Source organism: Pigmentiphaga litoralis (genome assembly GCF_048632615.1).
GTDB classification, from domain to species: Bacteria; Pseudomonadota; Gammaproteobacteria; order Burkholderiales; family Burkholderiaceae_B; genus Pigmentiphaga; species Pigmentiphaga litoralis_B.
In genome coordinates this window covers 4597553-4618396 of the sequence record NZ_CP184479.1, presented here as the reverse complement: position 1 = coordinate 4618396, position 20844 = coordinate 4597553, and the positions used below count along the sequence as shown (strand labels likewise).

The window sequence follows — 20844 nt, the reverse complement described above, 5'->3', positions numbered from 1 at the left end:
CGGGCATGCACTACACCGGGATGGCCGCCATGCAGGTCGCGGGCAAGATGCACTTTCACGCGGGCATGGTCGCGCTGTCGGTCGTGGCGGCGGCCCTTGTCGCCACCCTTGCCCTGGCGATCCCCTGCCGGCTGCGTCGGGCGGGGCAACTGCCGACCGGCCTGCCCCGCCTGGCCAGCGCCGTCGCCATGGGACTTGCCGTGTCCACCACGCATTACCTGGGCATGGCCGCGGCGCGGATGGATATGCCTGCGCATGCCGGGGTGGCCGAGGGTCCGTCCAATGCCGCCTTCCTGGCCGTGGCGGTCGCGCTTGCGACCCTGGCGTTCACGTCGCTGGTGATCGCCATCAACGGCTTCCTGCGATACCGCGAACTGTTCAACGAGCTGCGCGACAACGAAGCGCGCCAACGGGCCCTGCTCGACACCGCGATGGACGGCGTCATTACGATCGCGGCCGACGGTACGATCGATGCGTTCAACCCGTCGGCCGAACGGCTGTTCCTGTGGACGCGCGACGAGATCCTGGGCCAGCCCGCCGAACGCCTGATCGCCGGGCCCTACCGCGCCGAACTCGCCGACTGCCTTGCGCATGCCTTGCGGGCAGGCACGACCGATGGCGTCAACAGCCGCGAAGTAATGGCCGAGCGCAAGGACGGAACGCGTGTGCCGATCCGTCTTGCCATCGGCCACACCTATGTGGGGGGCCGGGATATGTTCGTGGCCTTCGTGACGGACAATTCGGCGCGCAAGGACATCGAACGGGCGCTGCGGTCCAGTGAGCAGCAATTGAGATCCCTGATCGGCAATCTGCCCGGCATCGCCTATCGCAGTCTGGCCATCCCCGGCTACCCCATGGTGTTCATCAGCGAAAGCGTGGAACGCCTGACCGGCTACGCGGCCGCGGATTTCCTGGCGAGCCCGCCGCGCGTGCTGTTCGGCGACCTGATCCACCCCGACGACCTGGCGCACGTCGATGCCGAAGTCACGCGGGCCCTGGCGGACGCACAGCCCTTCCAGTTCGAGTACCGCTTGCGGCATCGCAATGGCGAGTGGCGCTGGATGTGGGAGAACGGCAGCGCGCTTCCCGACGAAGGCCCCGGTGCGCCGCGGCGGCTGGATGGCGTCATCCTCGACATTACCGCCCGCAAGGCGGCCGATGTCGACGTGCAACGCTTCCGCGCGATCGTGGCGTCGTCCGAAGACGCCATCATCAGCAAGGACCTGAGCGGCATCATCACCACCTGGAACCGCGGCGCGCAATCCCTGTTCGGATTCACGGCCGACGAAGCGATCGGTCAGCCCATGCAGATCCTGTTTCCGCCCGATCGGCTGGACGAAGAACCGCTGATCCTGGCCCGCATCGCGCGGGGCGAACGGGTGGACCACTTCGAGACGTTGCGGCGCCACAAGGACGGCCATCTGATCGATGTGTCGGCCACGATCTCCCCCATCCTGGATGACCGCAAGCGTGTCATTGGCGCTTCCAAGATTTCGCGTGACATCAGCGAGCGCAAACGCATGGAAGCCGCCCTGCGCGACGCCAAGGAACACGCCGAACTGGCGGCCGCGGCGCGCACCGCCTTCCTGGCCAACATGAGCCACGAAATCCGCACGCCCATGAACGCGGTGCTGGGTTTTACCGACGTGCTGCTGCAGGGCCGGCTCGACGAAGAACAGCGGCGCCACCTGGACACGGTGCGCAATTCGGCGCGGTCCCTGCTGCGGCTGCTGAATGAAATCCTGGACACCGCCAAGCTCGATCGCGGCCTGGTCGATCTGGAATCCAACGAATTCAATCTGCTGAGTCTGATCGACGAACTGTCGTCGACCATGGGCGCATCCGCGCGCGACAAGGGCCTGTCGCTGCACATCCGGTATGACGACGGCCTGCCTGGCGTGTTTCTGGGCGATGAACTGCGCGTGCGGCAGGTGCTGACCAATCTGCTGGGCAATGCGATCAAGTTCACGGCCAAGGGCAGCGTGACCCTGTCGGTCGAAGCCGAAGGCGACCTGCTGCACTTTCAGGTCGCGGATACGGGCATCGGCATTCCCGAGCACCGCCTGGAAGCCATTTTCGATCCCTTCACGCAGGCCGATGCGTCCATGAGCCGGCGCTTTGGCGGCACGGGACTGGGCACGACGATCAGCAAGCAGCTGGTCGAGCTGATGGGGGCCGCATTTCGGTCGACAGCACCGTGGATGTCGGCAGCACCTTCCACGTCTGGCTTCCGCTGGCGGCGGTGGACGACGAACCGGCGGCCTGTGACGCGCCCCGTCGCGCGGTGCCGCTTCCGCGCCTGCGCATTCTGCTGGCCGACGACGTGCCTCAGAATCTTGAGCTGCTGGCCTTGCTGCTGGAAGACCAGGGCCACACCGTCGCCACGGCCAGCGACGGCCTGGAAGCCGTCCGGCTCGCCACCCGCGATCGGTATGACGTGATCCTGATGGACGTACAGATGCCCGGCATGGATGGACTGGAAGCCACCCGCCGCCTGCGCATCGAACAGGCCCTGGCCGGCGACGCGGCCACCCCCGTGATCGCCCTGACGGCCAGCGTGATGGACGCGGATCGCGACGCCGCGCGCAAGGCGGGCATGGACGGTTTTGCGTCCAAGCCCGTCGATTTCCATGCCTTGTCGATGGAAATCGCCCGCCTGCTGCGCCTGTATCCCGCGCGTGCCGCTGCCTTGCCCGCGCGTCTGCCCGAACCGGTCGTGCTCGACACTGCCGCCGGCGTCGCCCGCTGGACCGGCCAGGAAGCGTTCTATCGCCGCACGCTGCGCCGGTTCGCCGCTGAACAGCGCAGCCTCGCCACCACCCTGGCCGAGCTCCATCAGCGGCACGACCGTCCCGGTCTGCGCGCGCTGGCCCACCGCGTACGGGGTCTGGCGGGCAACCTGGGGCTGGATCAACTGGCTGCGACGCTGCAGGGCATCGACGAGGCGATTGCCGACAGCGACGAAGCGCGCGCCAGTGCCCTGCTCCGCGGCTTGCCCGCACAACTGGACGCTGCCTTGACGGCCATCCAGGGCACGCTGGGCGATGCCGATCGCGCGCCGCCTGCCACGCCCGCCCGTCCCGTCACGCCGCTCGACCTGCCGCGCGTGACGGGGCTGGTCAAGATCTTGTCGGCCGGCATGCGACGCGGCCAGCTCGACGCCGCGCACCTGGATGCATTGATGGCCTTGATGGCCGGTCATGTGGACCATCCGGCGCTCGCCCGGCTGCAGTACCTGACCGACAACTTCGACTTTGCGTCGGCGGCTGCGGAACTGGACGCGCTGCTTGAACGCCTTTCCGCTCCGCACGAGGACGCTTCCTGATGCCTGCCCCCGCAAGCCATGCTCCGCTGATCCTGGCGGTCGACGACGAGGCCACCAATCTGCACCTGCTGCGGCAGATCCTGCAGGCCGACTATCGGCTGGTGTTCGCAAAAGATGGCGTCCGCGCGCTGGAGCTGGCGCAGCAGCAGCGGCCCGATCTGATCCTGCTCGATGTGATGATGCCCGGCATGACCGGCTATGTCGTCTGCCGCCGGCTCAAGGCCCTGCCCGCGCTGAAAGATGTGCCGGTCATTTTCGTGACCGCCCTGGCTGACGCCGACGATGAACTGGAAGGCTTCGACGCGGGCGCGGTCGACTACATCACGAAACCGGTCAGCGCACCGATCCTCAAGGCCCGCGTGCGCACGCACCTGTCCCTGGTGCACGTCCAGCAATTGAAGGACACGCGGCTGCAGATCGTGCAGCGCCTGGGCCTGGCCGCTGAATACAAAGACAATGAAACCGGCATGCACGTGATCCGCATGAGCCACTATTCACGTCTGCTGGCGCTGGCCGCCGGACTGACCGCCCAGCAGGCCGACGACATCCTGCATGCCGCGCCGATGCATGACGTCGGCAAGATCGGCATTCCGGATGCGATCCTGCAAAAGCCTGGCCCGCTGGGTCCGGACGAACTGAAAGTCATGCGCGACCACGTGCGCATCGGCGGCGAGATTATTGGCGAACATGCCGATGGCCTGCTGGCCACGGCGGCGCGCATCGCGCTGACGCACCATGAAAAGTGGGATGGCAGCGGCTATCCGGCCGGCCTGCAGGGAGACGCCATTCCCTTGGAAGGACGCATCGCGGCCATCGCGGATGTGTTCGATGCGCTGACCACCGTACGCCCCTACAAGCCCGCCTGGAGCGAAGCCGACGCGGTGGCGTATCTGGTGGACCAGCGCGGCAGGCATTTCGACCCGGCGCTGGTCGATCTGTTCATTGGCCGACTGGATGAAGTGCGGGAAGTGATGCGCCAGTGGCCGGAGCCCGAGCCGGCCGAGTGATGAACGGCATTACGACGGCGCAGCCACACCCGTCGCGGCGTGCCGAAAGAACCGGCCCAGTTCATTGGCCAGTTCGTTCAGCGCCTTCATTTCGTGCGGCAGGATCTTGCGGACCAGGTCCGCCTTGTTCCAGTCGCCATAGATCAGCGCCACCGGGTGGTTGTCGGACACCACCGGCAGCAGCACGAAGGCTTCCGCGTCGGGCAGCAGGCGCTTGAACCATGCCGGGATGTGCGCGCTGAACTTGGGGTCGCGCGCGTTCTCGATAAAGATGCCGATCGAATTGGTAATGGCCAGGTGGAATACGTCCACCGAAAACGATTCGTCGAAACGCAGATCGGGCAGCAGGTCGTCCGTATGGGGGCCCAGACCCATCTTGGCTTCGAACATAGTGCCGCGCGGATCGCGCACGAACACGATGGTCCGGGACAGACGCAAGCTGGCCAGGACGGTTTCGGACGCCATGCTCAGCACGGGCGCCAGCGCGTTTTCCGACGGCAGCGATCGCAGGTCGCCCAGGCCGTAGCGGATATTCTGTTCGGCGTCGCCTTCGGCCAGCGCCGACTGCATGCGCAGGTCGTCGATTTCCTTGATGAACTGCTGGCTTTCCTGTTCGCGCTCCATGCCCGTGACGATGTCCATCAGTACCGAAGGCGGCACCGACAGCAGCTTGCCGTATTCCAGGGCCGTGCGCTTCAGGCTTTGCGCCCGCGCCATCGAATCGGCGCTGGGCAGGGTCATGTCGTGCGACGCCCGGGTCGAAAAGCTGGCGATCGCCTGCAGCCACGTCGCGCCCGATATCGGCACGTCGGGATCGGCATCCGGGTCGGCTTCGAACATCTTCATGCCTTCGCGGATGATGGGCGGCAAGCCCCATCGCTCGGCCACTTCTTCGCCCAGTTCTTCGAAGCAGATACCCAGCACGGCCACGCAGGCCAGTTCTTCGTCGCAGTTTTCGCGCGTCGCATGATCGCGGATCTGGTTCCACTCGTTTTCGAGATAGAACAGGCACAGCAGCTTGCCCAGCTGGCGCATCAGCGTGCAGACCACCGCTTCTTCGCTGGCCAGCACGTCGCGCGACTCGCTTACCTTGCGGGCGACGTGACTCGCCAGCATGGTGCGGTTCAGTTCCATCTTGGCTTCGATACGGCGGGTGCCGGTCTGCTGGAAGTGGTCGACCAGCTTGAGGCCCAGCACCACGTGCCCCACCGCTTCCATGCCCAGCACCATCAGCGCGCGCGACACCGTCGTGATGTTGCCGCCAAACGCCATGTACATGGCCGAATTGGCCAGGCGGATGACGCGCTGCGTCAGGGTGAAGTCGGAAAGCACGACCTGGACAAGGGCAGTGAAATCGTAGTCATTCCCCTGCATGGCGGAGATGGTCGTCCGCAGGGAATTCGACAACAGCGGGAAGTCGCCGCGCTCATTGATGCGCAACCACAACTTCCTTATCACTGCGTTCTTGTCTTGGGGATCCGGCATAAGGGACTGCAATCAGGTGGACATCTGCATGTCATTGTTTCTGCGTACGCAGCATGCCTTGCTGGAATTTTTCCGTCAACTCGGCACTGGGCAGCGCTTTGCAAATAAGCCACCCCTGTATGAGATGACAACCGCGGGCCGTGAGCATACCAAGTTGCTCCTGGGTTTCGACGCCTTCGGCGACCAGTTGCAATTCCAGCGTCCTGGCCAGGCCCACCACCGCGTCGACGATCGCCTGGTCGTTGCGCGAGGTGGGCAGGTCGGTGATGAAACGGCGGTCGATCTTGAGGGTGGCCAGCGGAAAACTCTGCAGATAGGCCAGGCTGGAATAGCCGGTGCCGAAATCGTCCACCGCGAAGCGGATGCCAAGCGCGGTCAGGTCTTCGAGCAGACGCTTGGCATGCAGGGGATCGTGCATCAGCACGCTTTCGGTGATTTCAAGCACGATGCGGCGCGGCGAAATGCCGGTCAGCGTGACCGCATCGCGCACCACCGACGGAAACCGCGTATCGCGGAACTGCTGCGCCGACACGTTCACGCTGGCGTACTGCAGATGGATGCCGAGGCGATCCCACTGCATCAGCTGCATGCAGGCGTTGCGCAGCGCCCAGTCGCCCAGAAAGCCGATCAGCCCGGCCGATTCGGCCAGCGGAATGAACACGCCGGGCGGGACGGCGCCGTGCACGGGATGCTGCCAGCGCATCAGCGCTTCGATGCCGACCACGCTGTCGTGGAACGGGTCGTAGATCGGCTGGTAGTGCAAAGAGAATTCGCCGTTCCGGATGCCGTTGTGCATGTCGGATTCGAGCTTGAGCGTGTCGGTGCGCGCGGGCAGGCTGTAAGGCGCGTAGAAGGCAAACGAGCTGGCGCCTTCCTTGCGCGCCTGGACGATGGCCTCGTCGGCCAGCCGCAGCAATTGCCCGTTGTCGTTCGCGGCATCGGGAAACACCACCGCGCCGATCTTGATCGACAGCTGCAGGTTCTGCCCGTGGTGGGTGTAGGGCTGCAGGATCGCGTCGGAAATGCGGCGCGCGACTTCCTGCACATAGGCCCGACCCGGAATGTTGCGCAGAAGCACCAGGAAGGAATCGCTATCGCAACGCGCGACGAACTCGCGCGCATGCACCGCGGACTTCAGGCGCGTGGCGATCTCGGCCAGCACGAGGTCGCCCGCTTCGTATCCGAATGCCTGGTTGACGCGGCAGTACTCGTCGATGTCTATCAACAGCAGCGCGAACTGCGATTCGGTTACGTTGGCTTCGTGCTTGGCGCGTTCGATTTCGCGGCGCGCCGACGCCAGGTTGTCGAGCCCCGTCAGCGCATCGTGGTGCATTTCATAGGTCAGGCGTTCTTCCTTGGCCGCCCACGCCGACATGTCCTGCGCCACCACCAGCCATTCCCCCGGCTGCGACACGTCGGGCAAGATACGCAGTTCGACCAGCTGCGGATAGGTCAATGTCTTGACCAGATGCAGGGTGCAGCGCTGCATGTCCCCGGTCAGCCGCACCCGTTCCAGCGTGGCGTTCAGGATTGCCAGTTCGTTGGCCGGCACGAGGTCGGACAGCGTGACGATCTTGAGGTATTCACGGTGGTACCCGATGAACGCCAGGCCCGGCTCGGACACATAGGTGAAGCGACCGCGCGCGTCGATGCGCGCGAGGAAATCGATCGCCTGCTCCAGGGCGGCGAGCGGCGGGGAAAGGACGTCTTGCAGATGAGATTGCATAAGCTACAGGGCGGCAGGAAGGCTCACGACGACCTGCCTGCCGTCGTGAGGCGCAGCGAAGCAAGATCGCCAGTCACACGTATAACGGCAAGGCGCCGACGATATTTAGCGATTCCCGCGCACGGTTACCGTCTGGCCGTCAGGCCGCCACGTTATGCGCGCGATCGGAGTCGGGCGCCGCCGGGAGTGCAGCGCGGCAACAACGGGAGATGCGTAAATGGGTAAGTATTCTTACAACTATGCGCGCGCGAAGCACGGACGTTAAACCTCGAAAGCACATCCCGCCAGGCGGTGGATGACGCCATCCGCCTGCTGCAGCAGCATTTTCGGGGCCTTCATGCTGGGTGAATATTCGTGAACATTCACCAAAATGGATGAGCTATATAGTTTCCACGTCTCTGGCAGCATGGTCTTTTCAGGCCCTTCCACCGAGATTCGATCGCCCCTAATGGAGTCGTTTTGGCCGTGCACATTTCACCGCTTACGCTTTCCGCGCCACGCACGTCGGAGTCCTCATCATGCGCGTGGTAATCGTCGAAGACCAGGATGACTGGCGCAACACGGTTGCCGATCATCTTTCCCAGCTGGGTTACGAGGTCAAGGACATGAGCACGCTTGCCGAACTCGACACGGCAATGCAGGCCGGCGCGCCCGACATCCTGATCCTCGACGCCAACCTTCCCGACGGGAACGGGCTGAATCATGTCGCGCGCCTGCGGGCCGCAGCGCCGCACATGGGGATCGTGATGCTGACCGGCCGGTTGCGCAGCCAGGACCGGGTGCACGGTCTCAGCGCGGGCGCCGACCACTATCTGACGAAACCGGTCAAGCTGGCCGAACTGGTGGCCACGCTGTCGGCGCTGTCGCGCCGCCTGCGCCTGGTCGAAGCCGCCCCGCCCGAAGACATCGCAGGCTGGACTTACGACCCGCCCGCGCGCCGGCTCTGTTCGCCGGCAGGCCGCATGATCGACGTCACCGAAGGCGAAAGCCGCCTGCTGTCGGCGCTCGTGAACAGCAGTCACATGCCGGTCAGCCGCAATGCCTTGATCATCGCCCTGGGCGAGTCGCCCGACGCCTACGATCCGCACCGGCTCGACACCATGATCCACCGCCTGCGCCTGAAACTGAAAGGCCATGGCACCCCTGAACTACAGCTGCGCAACGTGTATGGCGTCGGATACATGTGCATTACCCAGGTCAAGATCCTGAGCCGAAGCGCTCCCACCGAATCAGAACTATAGAAAAGCCACGCACCATGTTCAATAACAAGACCAAAGCGCAACTTGCGCAGACACGGAACGAACTACAGCATTTCACTGCCTTGCACGACGCACTGGACGCGTCGATGGCGATGGTCGAATTCAGCACCGACGGGGTGATCCTCCGGTGCAACGCCCGGTTCGCCTCCAGCGTGGGCTACCGCATGGAAGAACTGCAGGGCCGCCATCACCGCACCCTGTGCCAACCCGGGTATGCTTCCAGCGCCGAATACGCCGACTTCTGGAATCGCCTGCGCAAGGGCGAACCGATGCAAGGCCGCTTCTCGCGCGTCAACAAGTCGGGTGCGCCGATCTGGCTTGAAGCGACCTATTCGCCTGTGCTCGACGATGCGGGCCGTATCGTCAAGATCGTCAAGGTGGCGTCCGACATTACCGAACGCGTGCGCGAATCCGGCATGCTGCGCAGCGTGACCGAAGCCTTGAGCCGGTCAATGGCAGTGATCGAATTCGCCATGGACGGCACCATCCTGACGGCAAATGACAATTTCCTGTCAGCCATGGGCTACACGCTGGACGGCGTTCGGGGCAAGCACCACAACATCCTGTGCACGCCGGAATACGCCGCAAGCCGCGACTACGCCGAACTGTGGGAACGCCTCAATTCCGGCGCTTTTTTCTCCGGCCAGTGCGAACGCGTCAACCAGCGTGGCGACATCGTGTGGCTCGAAGCGACCTACAACCCGGTGCTCGATCCCGACGGCCGCCCGATCAAGGTCGTCAAGTTCGCGACCGACGTCACCGAACGCATCAAGCGTCTGCAGGCCGAAAAGGACAGCGCCGCCAGCGCCTACCGCATTTCGCTGGAAACGGAAGCGCTGTCCAACAATGGCGAACAGGTCATCCAGCAAACGGTCGACAAGATGCGCGCCATCTCGTCCATGGTGAAAGACGCTTCCGGCCAGGTCTCGAACCTGGGCGCGCATTCGGAGCGGATCGGCGCGATCGTCGCCACGATCAAGGAGATCGCCGATCGCACCAATCTGCTTGCACTGAACGCCGCGATCGAAGCGGCCCGCGCCGGGGAAGCCGGCCGCGGCTTTGCGGTAGTGGCCGACGAAGTGCGCAAGCTGGCCGAACGCACCCGCAACTCCACGACAGAAATCGCTGGTACGGTCGACCGGGTCCAGGTGGATACGCGCGCCGCGGTCACCAGCATGAACAGCAGCCTCGACGAAGTCGAACAGGGCGTGGTGCTGGCGCACGAAGCCGGCGCCGCGATCGAGCAGATGCGCCTGGGCGCGCAACGCGTCGTTCACGTGGTGCGGGATTTCTCGAGCACGGTCGGGGAATAACGCCCTCGGCAACACCCGCGCTGCAAACAAAAAAGGCCGTTTCAGTGAAACGGCCTTTTTTTGTTGGATGCATCCAGCGTTCGGTTGAACGCCTGGGCCCTGTCTCACACTTCCGTTGGGGTCGCCTTGAAAGGCGTCGTGGTCCACGGGCTGGTCGGATCGTTCCGGCACTGCGCCGCAATGGCCGTCAGCTCTGTCAGCGGTGCGCCCTGCCCGGTCCACATCGCCCGGCCGATCACCGTGCTCTTGGCCACGTCTTCCCATGACGACAGACCGTGCGACACCGCTGCCGACGCATAGGCGATCACTTCCCAGGCTTGCGGCTCGGTGATCAGCTTGCAGTCATAGCACATGCGCGCCACCATGATCGCGCGGCTCATGTCCCAGGCCACGATGCCGCGCGCCAGGTCGTCGCTGGATTGCACGATGCCCTGCTCCTGCAATGCCGGCAGGGTTTCGGCCAGATGGTTCAGGTATTCCTGGATCTGGTCGCGATCCACTTTCTGGCGAATGGCGTACACGGACGCCGTCCAGTTCTCGACCGGCTCTAAGGTGGCAATCCGCCATACATGCGGCCAGACCGCGCGATGCCCTTCCTGCAGGAGCCAGCCCAGCGTGGATTGCGCCTGCTCGGTGCTGCCGATGTTCCACCAGTCGTTCAAGGCACTGGCCACGCGGGCGCGCTTGACGCCCGTGGTCAGGCTGTCGACGGTGGCGCCGAAGTCGACGGCGTGGATCAGCCCCGGAAGCAGTTGACGCGCGCGTTCACCTGTGACCGCCGTGGCAGGAGAACTACGGCGGAAGGTGTCGCGATCGCGGGGTTTCGGTTTGCGTGCCGGCAGCAGCAGCCAGCATCCCAACATGGCAATGATGGCCAAGAGTACGTAGACGTACCAGGGCAACTGAGGCATTCGTGCATCCGAGAAGAGAAAAAAGCTTGCCGCGTAGTGTATGACGGCCTTCCCGGAGCTACGGTGAGTCCGTAAGCTGTTTTGTTACCGATTTACCAATACAAATGCCGGCATAGCCGGCATTTGTTCAAGCGTCATGCAAGCCCGAAAGGAGCCGTCAGAACTTGTGGCGGATGCCCGCGATCAGCTGTGCCTGCGTCTTGGAGTCCGACGGGCCCGTCGTGAACAGCTGCGCGAACCGCGCGTCGCCGGCAGCCTTCTGATACAGACCGACCAGGTACACGTCGGTGCGCTTCGAGAAGAAGTAGTCGGCCGCCAGGTTCAACTGGTGCCACTTCGGCTTGTTGCCGTTGCTGTCGTACTTGCCATCGGTAAACACGTAGCCGGCGCCCAGCTGGGTGTTGGTCGTCACGAAACTGGTGATGGCAGCTTCGTAGTTGGACAGCTTTAGACCGGTGTTGTCGATGTACTTGAACTCGGTGTGCGTGTACAGCAGCGACAGCTTGGTGCCCGCGGTCAGCGCGTACGAGCCGCCCGCGCCGCTGGTGGTCTGGCGCGCCACGCCCGCGCCCGACGTCGGGCTGGTAATGAACGGCGAGAACGCACCGTAGTCGCCCGACACCGCGCCGCCGGCGTTGGTGCCGCTGCCCGGACGACGCAAGTCGTGCATGGCGGCGCTCAGGGCCCAGGGGCCTTGCGCCCACGTCGCGCCAATACTGAAGCTCCGGTTGTCGCTGGGCGCGCCGGCACGGTCCGACGAACCGTACACGGTCTTGACGCCCAGGCCGCCGAACTGGCCCGAGTACTGCACCGAGTTGTTGATACGGGCGGTCGGGAACAAGTTGTCGTTGTCACCGATGTGGGTGCCGGTGGCGGCGATCTGGATGGCCGACTCATAGCCCTGCAGGGTCTGCGACATGGCATCGGCCTGGCGGCCGACGGTCACGGTACCCCAGGTCTTGTTCGACAGGCCGACGACCGCGGCGCGGCCGAACAGGCGGTTGCCTTGCGCCGACTGTCCCGTGTCCGGAGAGAAGCCGCTTTCCAGCGTAAAGACGGCGCTGTTGCCGTTGCCGAGGTCTTCGGTGCCGCGGATACCCCAGCGCGAGCCCTGCTGCAGATTGCCCTTCATCTCGGACATGCTCTTGCCGCCGACATTGTTGGTGTAGACATAGCCTTCCGAAATCAGGCCATACAAGGTGACGTTGCTTTGCGCGAGCGCGGCGTTGCCGGACAGGGCGGCCAGGATGGCCAGGGGAAGCGTGAGCTTTTTCACTCGATTTCTCCGATCGTGAACGGATAAGGACAAGTCGACGATGGGCGGACCGGATGCCCGCCAACCGTGCCAGAAACTTCAAAGATCAAGACAAGCTCAATAACCAAACAGCCGAGGCAACCACAGCACCGTCTCCGGCACCAAAGTCATCAGCAGCAACACAGCCAGCAATGCGGCAATGAAAGGCAGGATTGCCTTGAAAATTTCACCTACGGGCGTTTTTGAATGCGCGCTAAGGACGAACAGCAACATCCCGTGCGGCGGCATCGACAGGCCGATCATCAGGTTGATGACGATCACGACGCCAAAGTGCACGAGATCGATGCCCAGCGCCTTGACCGTCGGCATCAGGATGGGGATCACCACCAACAGCAACACGCCGGTATCGAACAACATGCCCATGGCCAGCAGCAGCACATTCACCGTTAGGAAGAATCCGACCGGACCCAGGCCCAGGCTCTGGATCCACGTCAGGAACATGCGATCCAGGCCTTCCGCCGTCACCACATAGTTCGTCACGTAGGCGCCGGCGATCAGCAGCATGACCACGGCAGACGCGCGCGACGATTCCGCAAACACCGCGAACAGCACTTTGGGATTGAGCGCGCGATACACGAACAGGCCAAGCAGCAGCGCATAACCGCCAGCCACGGCGGCCGCTTCGGTCGGCGTGAAGATGCCGGCCCAGATCCCGCCCAGCAACACCACCGGCAAGGTCATCGGGATGATGGCCTGGCCGAACACCTTGGGCAGATCCCGCCGGGGCACCGCTTCGCCACGCGGCAGGTTCATGCGCGGGGCAAGGAAATAGATCACGGCCATCAGCGCCGCGCCCATCAGGATGCCGGGCAGCAGTCCGCCCAGGAACAGCGCACCCACCGACGCGCCCGAAATCAGCGCATAGATGACCAGCGGAATCGCGGGTGGGATCGCGGATGCGGCCGTCGATCCCGCGGCCACCACCGCGGCCGCAAAGCCCCGCGGGTAGCCGCCCACTTTTTTCATCATGCGCACGGACATCATGCCGGCGCCCGATGCATCGGCGATGGCGCTGCCCGTCATGCTGGAGGACACGATCAGCAGCAGCACCGACACATATGCCAGCCCGCCCTGCGCGCGGCCGACGATGGCATTGGCCGCGGCCCACAGGCGATCGCTGATGGTGGCCGCGTTCATGATGTTGGCGGCCAGGATGAACATCGGCACGGCCAGCATGACATAGCTGCTCATGAGGGAATTCATCATCTGGTCAGCGATCAGCCCCAGATCCTGGCCCGTCACGACAAAGTACACGACGCTGCTGCCTATCATCGCCAGCGACAACGGCACGCGCACCAGCGCGAGCACGAAGAACACCACGATCATCAACAGGAAGGAATGGCTCATTCACGGCTCTCGGCGTAGGAAGGCAGGGCGGTCACAGATGCTCCTGCCACTTGGGTGACAACAGCACCGCGCAGCGCCAGAGCTCGCGGATCACCGTGACGACGAAGAACACGACCACGCAGCTGTAAACGATATTCAGCGGCCATTCGAGGACGGGCGTCCGTTCACGAGTCAAGAAGGCCACATAGGCATGGACGGCCGGCGTCGCGCAGGCCAGCAGCCCGGCGATCAGCGCCGAGCCGGCCAGCAACATGACGCGCCGGCCGTTGGCGGGCAGCGCCGTGTAGATCATGTCGAACGCGACGTTTTCCTTGAGCGTGACAGTGAACGCGGCCGCCAGGAACATCGACCACAGATAGGTCACGATCACGATCTCGTCCGCCCATTCCACCGGCCGGTGGAAGACATAGCGGCTGATGACGCCATACATGAACGTCAGCTGGACCAGAGCAAGCAGCGCGACACCAATCACCTCGAACACCCGGCGCACGCCCTGCCCGGCGCGTTCGATCGCACCCGGCGGCGTGCGTTCGACCTCTTCCATCACTTGACCTGCTCGATGCGTTCATACATGCCGGCGGGCCACTTCGCTTTCAGGCCCGACGACTCGTATTGCGCCATCACGGCCTTGCGGAACAGGGCGGTATCGGGCCGCGCGATCTTCAGGCCCTTGGCCTGCAGTTCGTCGACGATGCTTTTTCTTCGGCGATGCGGGCCTTGTCGTTGGCCTCGGCCGCGACCTTGGCGGCGGACATGGCCTTGGCCTGGTCGTCGGCCGACAGCTTGTTCCAGATCGGCAGAGCCATGGCCAGGAACACGGGCTGCACCAGATGCGACGTCAGCACAATCTGCTGAGTGACCTCTTCCAGCTTGTTGGCGCGCATGATGGATAAGGGATTTTCCTGGCCGTCGATGGTGCCGGTGCTCAGGGCCAAATAGACCTCGGGCATGGCCATGGGCGTCGGGCTGACGCCCAGGCCACGCGCCAGCGCGAGCCAGCCCGGGCCGCCGGGCACCCGCAGCTTCACGCCTTTCAGATCGTCCGGGCCCTTCACGTCACGCGCCTTGCGCAGATTGACCTGACGCGTGCCCAGGTAGAACGGCTGGAGGATCTTGATCCCCATGACGTCTTCCACTTTCTTGGCGTACTCGGCCCCGATCGGGCTGGCGAACACGGCCTTCATGTGGCCATAGTCACGGAACAGGTAGCCGGTGCTGAACACAGCAAATTCCGGGATCTGCTGTTCCACCTCGAACGTGGTCATCGTGCTCATTTCGAGATTGCCGCGCTGCATGGCCGGCACTTCGGTGCCCTGCTTGAACAGCGTGCTGGCCGGGTAGACCTTGATGTCGAAACGGCCGGGCGCCGACTTTTCCAGCGTGTCCTTGAATGTCACAAGCGACTTGCTGAGCGCGTCTGTATCGATCGACGCCGCGGAAATGCGGACGAGCTGTTGCGCGTGGGCGGCGGGGGCAGCCAGGGCAGCGGCAGCGACAAGACCCATGACAAGCGTGCGCTTGTACAGCAGGGACAACGTGGGGCGGCTCATTGACAGACTCCAGACAGGAACAATGCACGAGACAAGAGAGGTTGCCGGCGCGGCCCGCATGAGCCCGCTTGCTGATCTTTATTCTCGTTTTTATGTAACTACGGTGTCAATATAAGTTTCCACGAAAATATAAATTATTGCGTTTGGGATTTTTTTCGGTGACCATAGGGCGACTTTTTGACTGGATGACTTCCTTGACCCGGCGCATTGCTTTCAACCTGGCACCCCAGCCTCCCCTTCCGTTCAAAGCCGCGGAAGATTATGCGGATCAAGCACTTGCGTGGTCCGCCGAGGTGCCTGATGGCCTCGTCATTGCGCGTGACGTGGCTTACGGTCCAGACACCGCCCACCGCTACGATGTCTTTGCGCCTGCGGGCGCCAGCGGACTGCCTGTGCTGGTGTTCTGGCACGGCGGCGGATGGACTAATGGTTACAAGGAATTCACAGGCTTCATGGCCTCGCGGGTTGCCAGGCTGAACATGGTGCTGGTCGCGCCGACCTACCGTCTGGCGCCCGAACACCGCATGCCGGCGCCGATCGACGACTGCCGCGCGATGCTGGCGCACCTGACGGCACACGGCGCATCGCACGGCATCGACGCCACCCGCATGTATCTGAGCGGCCATTCGGCCGGTGGGCATCTTGCAATGATGACGGCGCTGCAGACCGACGCGCTGGAACAGGTGGGCGTCCCCTCGGCTTCCATCCGCGGCTGCCTGCCGATCAGCGGCATTTTGGACCTGCATCACACGTCGCCCGTGCCCGACAGCCTTGATGATCGCGTGTATACGGCCGTCCTGGCCGATCGGGATGACGACGCGCTGATGAGCCCCATCAGCTGGACGCGCGGCAACCGGGTGCCCATGCGCCTGACGTATGGCGAGAACGACAGTGCGCGCGTGATCCTGTCGAACCGCCGCATGGCGCGCCTGCTGGCTGCGCAGCCTGCGTCGTCGACCCTGACGATGCGTGCGGGCATGACCCATTTCGACACGCACCTGACCCTGCGCGACCCCGCGGACCAGTGGTACGCTGACCTCGATCAACTCGTACGGAATACCGCCCCATGAAAGAAGTCCTCGACGTCAACCTGCCGGATGTCGGCCAACCTTTTCGTGGGCGGTGCGCGCCAATGGCGTGATCTTCACGTCGGCCGGACCGGTGCGGGATGACGGCACCATCGACACCGGTCCGATCGAAGACCAGGCAAGGCTGACCTTCCGCAATCTGCAGAAAGCGATGGAGGCCGGCGGCGGCACGCTGGCCGATGTGGCCCAGGTGCTGATCTACATGACCGACGTCAAGGACATGAAGACCATTGACGCGATCTACCGCGAGTTCTTTACCGCGCCCTATCCCAGCCGGTCGAGCGCCGCGGTGCAACTCGTGGTGCCCGGCATGAAAATCGAACTCGTGGCGTTCGGCGCACCGGCCGCGCGATGAGCGTGAGCGCGCAACGTTAAGTGCGCGCCACGGCTGCGTGCGTCACCTGTCTGCTAGGGACGGCAGGTGACGCACGGACTGGCCAGCGCCAGGTCCACCCTTGCCGTCATAGCCCAGGTAGTCCGCCACCAGCCGGCCGGTGTCGCCGATGTGCTGGTCCAGCAGCGCCAATGCCGCGGGCAGGTCCTTGTCCAATACCGCCTGCATGAGACGTTCGTGTTCGGCCACGACGTTGTCTTCTTCGCGCGTTTCATAGGCCGACGCCGACTGCACGCCTTCGACGTGCAGCAGACGGATACGGCGGTACCGCTCCGAATGCGCGACCAACTGTTCATCGATGCGCAGCAGCCAGGGTGAACGCGCGCCGCTCAACATGGCCAGGTGGAAGTTGCGATGGGCACGCTCGAAGCGTTCGATCGCTTCGTCGTCGCTGGTATCGGTAGGCAATGGCGTGCGCGCCAGCTTGTAGTACGCCGCAGCGATCGCGGCGCCCCACTCGTCGTCGCCATGTTCGATGGCTTCCTTGAGCAGGATGCCTTCGATGTGGCGGCGCGCCTTGACGATGTCGGCCAGGTCTTCTGCCGATACGTCGGCCACGCTGAAACCGCGCTGGCCTTCGTTGGCCGCCAGGCGTTCGTTGGACAGCATCATCAGGGCTTCGCGGATGGGACTGATGCCCAGGCCGTAGCGCTTCTGCAGCGTCTGCAACTTGAGCTTGGAACCCGGTTCCAGACGGCCCGCCAGGATGTCGTCGCGCAGCAGCCGGTACGCGCGCTCCGAAAGCGTGCGTGTGGGGGAAGGTCTTGAGTCCGCAAATGCGATGACATGGTGCGTGGGCCAGAAAAACCGCGCCTGACCAGGAAGGTCTTGCCGCGCAGACCCATGATTTTATGCGATCGCGCATAATTTATATAGTGCATTGCCTGGAGACAGCACAGGCGGGCGCAATCGCCGGGTCTTACCCGCACCATGCCGGGGCAAGGCGTCGCGCCGGGATGTCGTTGCGGTATCGATGGCCACCTCCCGCCTCGACCAAAAAATCCATGCATCGGCATGGATTTTTTGAACGACGGCGGGTGATTACGCCGCGAGTGGCCGCTTTTCCTGTTCCAGCAGGCGGTCGATCATCTCGCGCGATTTGACGCCGCCCGCATCGATGTTGAGCTTGAGGATGCGGCGCGTTGGATTGGCCAGCAGGTTGCGCTGCTGCGCTTCCAGCATCTCCAGGTCTTCACCGAAGATCTTGCCCTGCCCTTCGCGGATCATCGCGGTCAGCGCTTCGTCTTGCGGACGGAAATTGCGCGCCATGCCCCAGAAGTACCAGATCGACGTTTCGGTTTCGGGCGTGATGAAGTCGACCACGATGCTCGACACCTTGTGCGCGGGGTCGGCGTGGTAGCCGCCCTTGCCGGCATGCGCCACGCCCACCTCGATCAGCACGTGGCTGGGCGGGGTGAAGCGGCAGATCTGCCAACGGTCGCAAAGCACGTCGCCATCCAGGCCATTGCCCCGCAAGGCCGATGCCCAGAAGGGCGGCGGCATGACATTTTCCATGAAGCGGCTGGTCACGACGGACTCGCCTTCGATCTTGGTGGACGGGGCGGACTCTTCGATCTCGGTCTGGCCGATGCTGCTTGCGTGCACGTAGGTCTCATGGGTCAGGTCCATGAGGTTGTCGATCATCAGGCGGTAGTCGCAGTTGATGTGGTACAGGCCGCCGCCATACGCCCAATCGGGACTTTCGGCCCATTCCAGGTGGTGCAGCTTGGCCGGGTCCGCCAGTTCGGCCTCGCCCGTCCACACCCAGATGAAGCCATAACGTTCGATGACCGGAAAGGTGCGCAGTCCGGGAAAGCCGCCGACGCGCTGGCCGGGCATGCCGGCACACTTGCCGTCGGTGCCCATCTCCAGGCCGTGGTATCCGCAGACCAGCCGGCCTTCGCGCATGAAGCCGAGCGACAGAGGCGCGCCGCGGTGCGGACAGAAGTCTTCGGTGGCCGCGACCTTGCCGTCGGGTCCGCGAAAGAACACGATCTTTTCGCCGCACACCTGCCGGCCGAGCGGCTTGCCGTCGATCTCGTCGGGGGTGCAGGCAACGTACCAGGTATTTTTCAGGAACATGTCTATCTCCATAGCGCCTCCGGCGGCGGCCGGTCGGCAGGGGTTACCGGTGCAGTCCGCGCGCCAGGGCGCGGCCACGACTTCTGGTTATGACTGGGCGGCGCAGCGCAGGCTACGCCGCCGGGCGGCGGATCAGATTACCGCCAAGCAAACGGGTCATCGCCTTCTGATTATCGAAGGCGCTTTGCAAATTGTGATGCGCGATGCGGGCGTGTTCACGCATCAAGGCTTCGGCCCGGGCGCCTTCGCGCTGGCGGATCGCCTGCAGCAGCGAGCGGTGCTGCGCCTGGGCCAGGACCAGCACGTCACGGCCGCCCGGGTCGATGGACTGGACCATGACGAACGCACTGGCCGACGCGAACGGCAGCGACATCACTTTTTCCAGTTGGCGTTCAATCACGCTGCTACTGGAGGCCGCGGCCAGCAGGCGATGGAAGCGCTCGTTGACTTCGACGTAGGTCGAGAACTTGGCTTCGGTCAGTTCGCCGGCCAGGATGTCGTCGATCTGATCGACACAATCCTGCATGTGGCGCAGCCAGCTTTCGGACACGCCGCGTTCGGCGGCCAACCGCGCGGCCAGGCCTTCCAGCGTGCCGCGCAGTTCGATGGCGTCGCGGATCTCGCTCTCTGAAAACAGGCGCACCGCGTAGCCGCCGGAAGGGATGACATCCAGCAGGCCTTCTTCCTGCAGGCGGATCAGCGCGGCGCGGACCGGCGTTCGAGAAACGCCCAGGCGTTCGACGACCCACAATTCCGATATGCGTGCCCCAGCCGCAAGTTCGCCACCCAGTATCAGTTCACGCAGGCCCAGGAGCGCGCGCACGGTCTGCGAGGCGGCTGCCTGCGTGGCAGCAGGGGCCTTGCTGTCGATGGAGCTGATCATGTCGTCTTGCATGGATAGACCCGCTGTATGAACCGCCAACGCCGCCGATGTGGCGGACGTGAATGATGAATACACAGTGTATACAGCGTGTCTGGACCAAGCAATACGGCGCACCCGAATCAAGGGAAAGCCCCTAGTTTGGGGCCCATCAATCGACCGAAAGTGGCTTAAGCGGGGGCTAACGAATTGAGTTTACTGCCGCACCTGGCCGCCGACAGTGCGCTTGTATACAGCGTGCTGACGGCCGCATGTGCGCTGGCAAAGCGCGGAGCTACAACGGCGCCGCGCCTTACCCTTCGCTGGCCTCGCGGCGCGCGGCCTCCAGCGCGCTCGTCAGGCCGACCACCTGTCGGCGCAGCTTGGCGTTTTCGTCTTCGAGCGTTGCGATCTTTTCCAGCAGGCGTGCGTGCTCGCTATCGCTTGCCGGGCCGGTCGTCTTGCCGTCGCCCTCACCCCCTCTTCCTTGGGCGCTTTCGGCGGCCGGGCGGCCGCTTTCTGCTCGCGCACCAGGCGGGCCGCCTCGCGCAACTCCTTGCGCCCGCCTGCCACGGCGGCCTGCTGGGCGTCCACCGGCAAGGTGGCCACGGCGGCCGCGGCATTGATCGAAATCTCGCCCGCCTTAACGGCCTGCACCAGTTCCGGCGCGGCTTCCCGCTGGATCTTTTCGATCTGCCCGATGGTGGCGCTGCTGACTCGCGCGGCCTTGGCGATCGATTCGCGGGTGGCAAGTACGGGAGGCGGCGCGGACCTGTCGGCATCGGCTGCGGCCGCAGCGTCGGTGTTCGCCTGAGCGGCGGCCGCGGCGTCCTCCAAAGCGCGAGCGCGCGCCAGTACGATGTCTTTCTTGCGCAAGGCAAGAATGCCCCGCTGGAAATCCGATACGCTGCGCCGGCCCAGGTGATTGTCGATCATCCAGAGGTGGACGTCGTCAATGCTGGTGAAGCGTTCGTTCTGGATCGTCTTGTACGGCAGGTCGTGTTTGGTGCAGATGGCGTACCGGTTGTGGCCGTCCACCAGCAAGTCGCCCCACAGCACCAGCGCGTCGCGGCAGCCTTCGGCCAGCAGGCTGCGCTCGAGCGCGTCGTATTCGTCGGGGGTCAGCGGGTCGATGTAGGCGCGCAGTTCGTCGTTGATCTTGATCGTCATGGTGTCCTGAAAT

At 64.2% G+C, this 20844-nt stretch carries 17 protein-coding genes and 1 pseudogene; 7 read left to right on the top strand and 11 right to left on the bottom strand.

What is annotated here, in order from left to right; all coding sequences use genetic code 11:
* Positions 1-5 precede the first annotated feature (5 nt).
* From ACNANG_RS21325 to ACNANG_RS21315, 3 genes are read left to right on the top strand one after another with little or no spacing between them, the layout of a single operon-like run.
* The gene (locus ACNANG_RS21325; RefSeq protein WP_420224686.1) at positions 6-2441 is read left to right on the top strand and encodes a PAS domain S-box protein; all 2436 of its coding nucleotides are present in this window, start codon (positions 6-8) and stop codon (positions 2439-2441) included.
* Complete coding sequence (locus ACNANG_RS21320) at positions 2324-3325, top strand: response regulator (protein ID WP_420224685.1); 1002 nt, start codon at positions 2324-2326, stop codon at positions 3323-3325. Before ACNANG_RS21325 ends, ACNANG_RS21320 begins: the two co-directional genes overlap by 118 nt.
* Positions 3325-4332 (top strand): response regulator, encoded by a 1008-nt coding sequence (locus ACNANG_RS21315; protein WP_420224684.1) that lies wholly within the window; start codon positions 3325-3327, stop codon positions 4330-4332. The genes ACNANG_RS21320 and ACNANG_RS21315 overlap by 1 nt, the downstream gene beginning before the upstream one ends.
* Before the next feature lie 9 nt (positions 4333-4341).
* On the opposite strand, the gene ACNANG_RS21310 is transcribed toward ACNANG_RS21315, so the two are convergent.
* Positions 4342-5817: an HDOD domain-containing protein gene (locus ACNANG_RS21310; protein WP_420224683.1), complete on the bottom strand. Its 1476-nt coding sequence runs from the start codon at positions 5815-5817 to the stop codon at positions 4342-4344.
* 31 nt (positions 5818-5848) lie between these two features.
* The gene (locus ACNANG_RS21305; protein WP_420224682.1) at positions 5849-7543 is read right to left on the bottom strand and encodes a putative bifunctional diguanylate cyclase/phosphodiesterase; all 1695 of its coding nucleotides are present in this window, start codon (positions 7541-7543) and stop codon (positions 5849-5851) included.
* Between the two features lie 518 nt (positions 7544-8061).
* Between ACNANG_RS21305 and ACNANG_RS21300 the strand changes: the two genes are divergently transcribed.
* Both ACNANG_RS21300 and ACNANG_RS21295 read left to right on the top strand, forming a co-directional pair.
* The gene (locus ACNANG_RS21300; RefSeq protein ID WP_420224681.1) at positions 8062-8784 is read left to right on the top strand and encodes a response regulator transcription factor; all 723 of its coding nucleotides are present in this window, start codon (positions 8062-8064) and stop codon (positions 8782-8784) included.
* Positions 8785-8798: 14 nt separating this feature from the next.
* The gene (locus ACNANG_RS21295) at positions 8799-10115 is read left to right on the top strand and encodes a methyl-accepting chemotaxis protein (protein WP_420224680.1); all 1317 of its coding nucleotides are present in this window, start codon (positions 8799-8801) and stop codon (positions 10113-10115) included.
* A 104-nt stretch (positions 10116-10219) separates the two neighbouring features.
* Here the strand turns inward: ACNANG_RS21295 and ACNANG_RS21290 are convergent, their stop codons facing one another.
* The 5 genes from ACNANG_RS21290 to ACNANG_RS21270 all read right to left on the bottom strand — a co-directional run bounded on the left by ACNANG_RS21290 (position 10220) and on the right by ACNANG_RS21270 (position 15238).
* Entirely contained in the window at positions 10220-11026 is an 807-nt protein-coding gene (locus ACNANG_RS21290) for a DUF1266 domain-containing protein (protein ID WP_420224679.1), read from the bottom strand.
* Between the two features lie 157 nt (positions 11027-11183).
* A complete protein-coding gene (locus tag ACNANG_RS21285; RefSeq protein ID WP_420224678.1) occupies positions 11184-12302 on the bottom strand; it encodes a porin in 1119 nt (372 codons plus the stop codon).
* Between the two features lie 96 nt (positions 12303-12398).
* The gene (locus ACNANG_RS21280) at positions 12399-13688 is read right to left on the bottom strand and encodes a TRAP transporter large permease (RefSeq protein WP_420224677.1); all 1290 of its coding nucleotides are present in this window, start codon (positions 13686-13688) and stop codon (positions 12399-12401) included.
* A gap of 31 nt (positions 13689-13719) precedes the next feature.
* Complete coding sequence (locus tag ACNANG_RS21275; protein WP_420224676.1) at positions 13720-14232, bottom strand: TRAP transporter small permease; 513 nt, start codon at positions 14230-14232, stop codon at positions 13720-13722.
* A 118-nt stretch (positions 14233-14350) separates the two neighbouring features.
* Complete coding sequence (locus ACNANG_RS21270) at positions 14351-15238, bottom strand: DctP family TRAP transporter solute-binding subunit (protein ID WP_420224675.1); 888 nt, start codon at positions 15236-15238, stop codon at positions 14351-14353.
* A gap of 293 nt (positions 15239-15531) precedes the next feature.
* On the opposite strand from ACNANG_RS21270, the gene ACNANG_RS21265 reads away from it, so the two are divergent.
* Positions 15532-16308: an alpha/beta hydrolase gene (locus ACNANG_RS21265; protein ID WP_420224674.1), complete on the top strand. Its 777-nt coding sequence runs from the start codon at positions 15532-15534 to the stop codon at positions 16306-16308.
* Positions 16305-16681 (top strand): annotated as a pseudogene (locus ACNANG_RS21260) (RidA family protein). Before ACNANG_RS21265 ends, ACNANG_RS21260 begins: the two are co-directional and overlap by 4 nt.
* A gap of 42 nt (positions 16682-16723) precedes the next feature.
* On the opposite strand, the gene ACNANG_RS21255 reads toward ACNANG_RS21260, so the two are convergent.
* The 4 genes from ACNANG_RS21255 to ACNANG_RS21240 form a co-directional block, all read right to left on the bottom strand.
* Positions 16724-17503: a GntR family transcriptional regulator gene (locus ACNANG_RS21255; protein WP_420227620.1), complete on the bottom strand. Its 780-nt coding sequence runs from the start codon at positions 17501-17503 to the stop codon at positions 16724-16726.
* A 258-nt stretch (positions 17504-17761) separates the two neighbouring features.
* Positions 17762-18802 (bottom strand): Rieske 2Fe-2S domain-containing protein, encoded by a 1041-nt coding sequence (locus ACNANG_RS21250; protein ID WP_420224673.1) that lies wholly within the window; start codon positions 18800-18802, stop codon positions 17762-17764.
* A 112-nt stretch (positions 18803-18914) separates the two neighbouring features.
* On the bottom strand, positions 18915-19685 hold the full coding sequence (locus ACNANG_RS21245; RefSeq protein WP_420224672.1) for a GntR family transcriptional regulator: 771 nt from the start codon (positions 19683-19685) through the stop codon (positions 18915-18917).
* A 333-nt stretch (positions 19686-20018) separates the two neighbouring features.
* Complete coding sequence (locus tag ACNANG_RS21240; protein ID WP_420224671.1) at positions 20019-20831, bottom strand: hypothetical protein; 813 nt, start codon at positions 20829-20831, stop codon at positions 20019-20021.
* Positions 20832-20844: the final 13 nt, after the last annotated feature.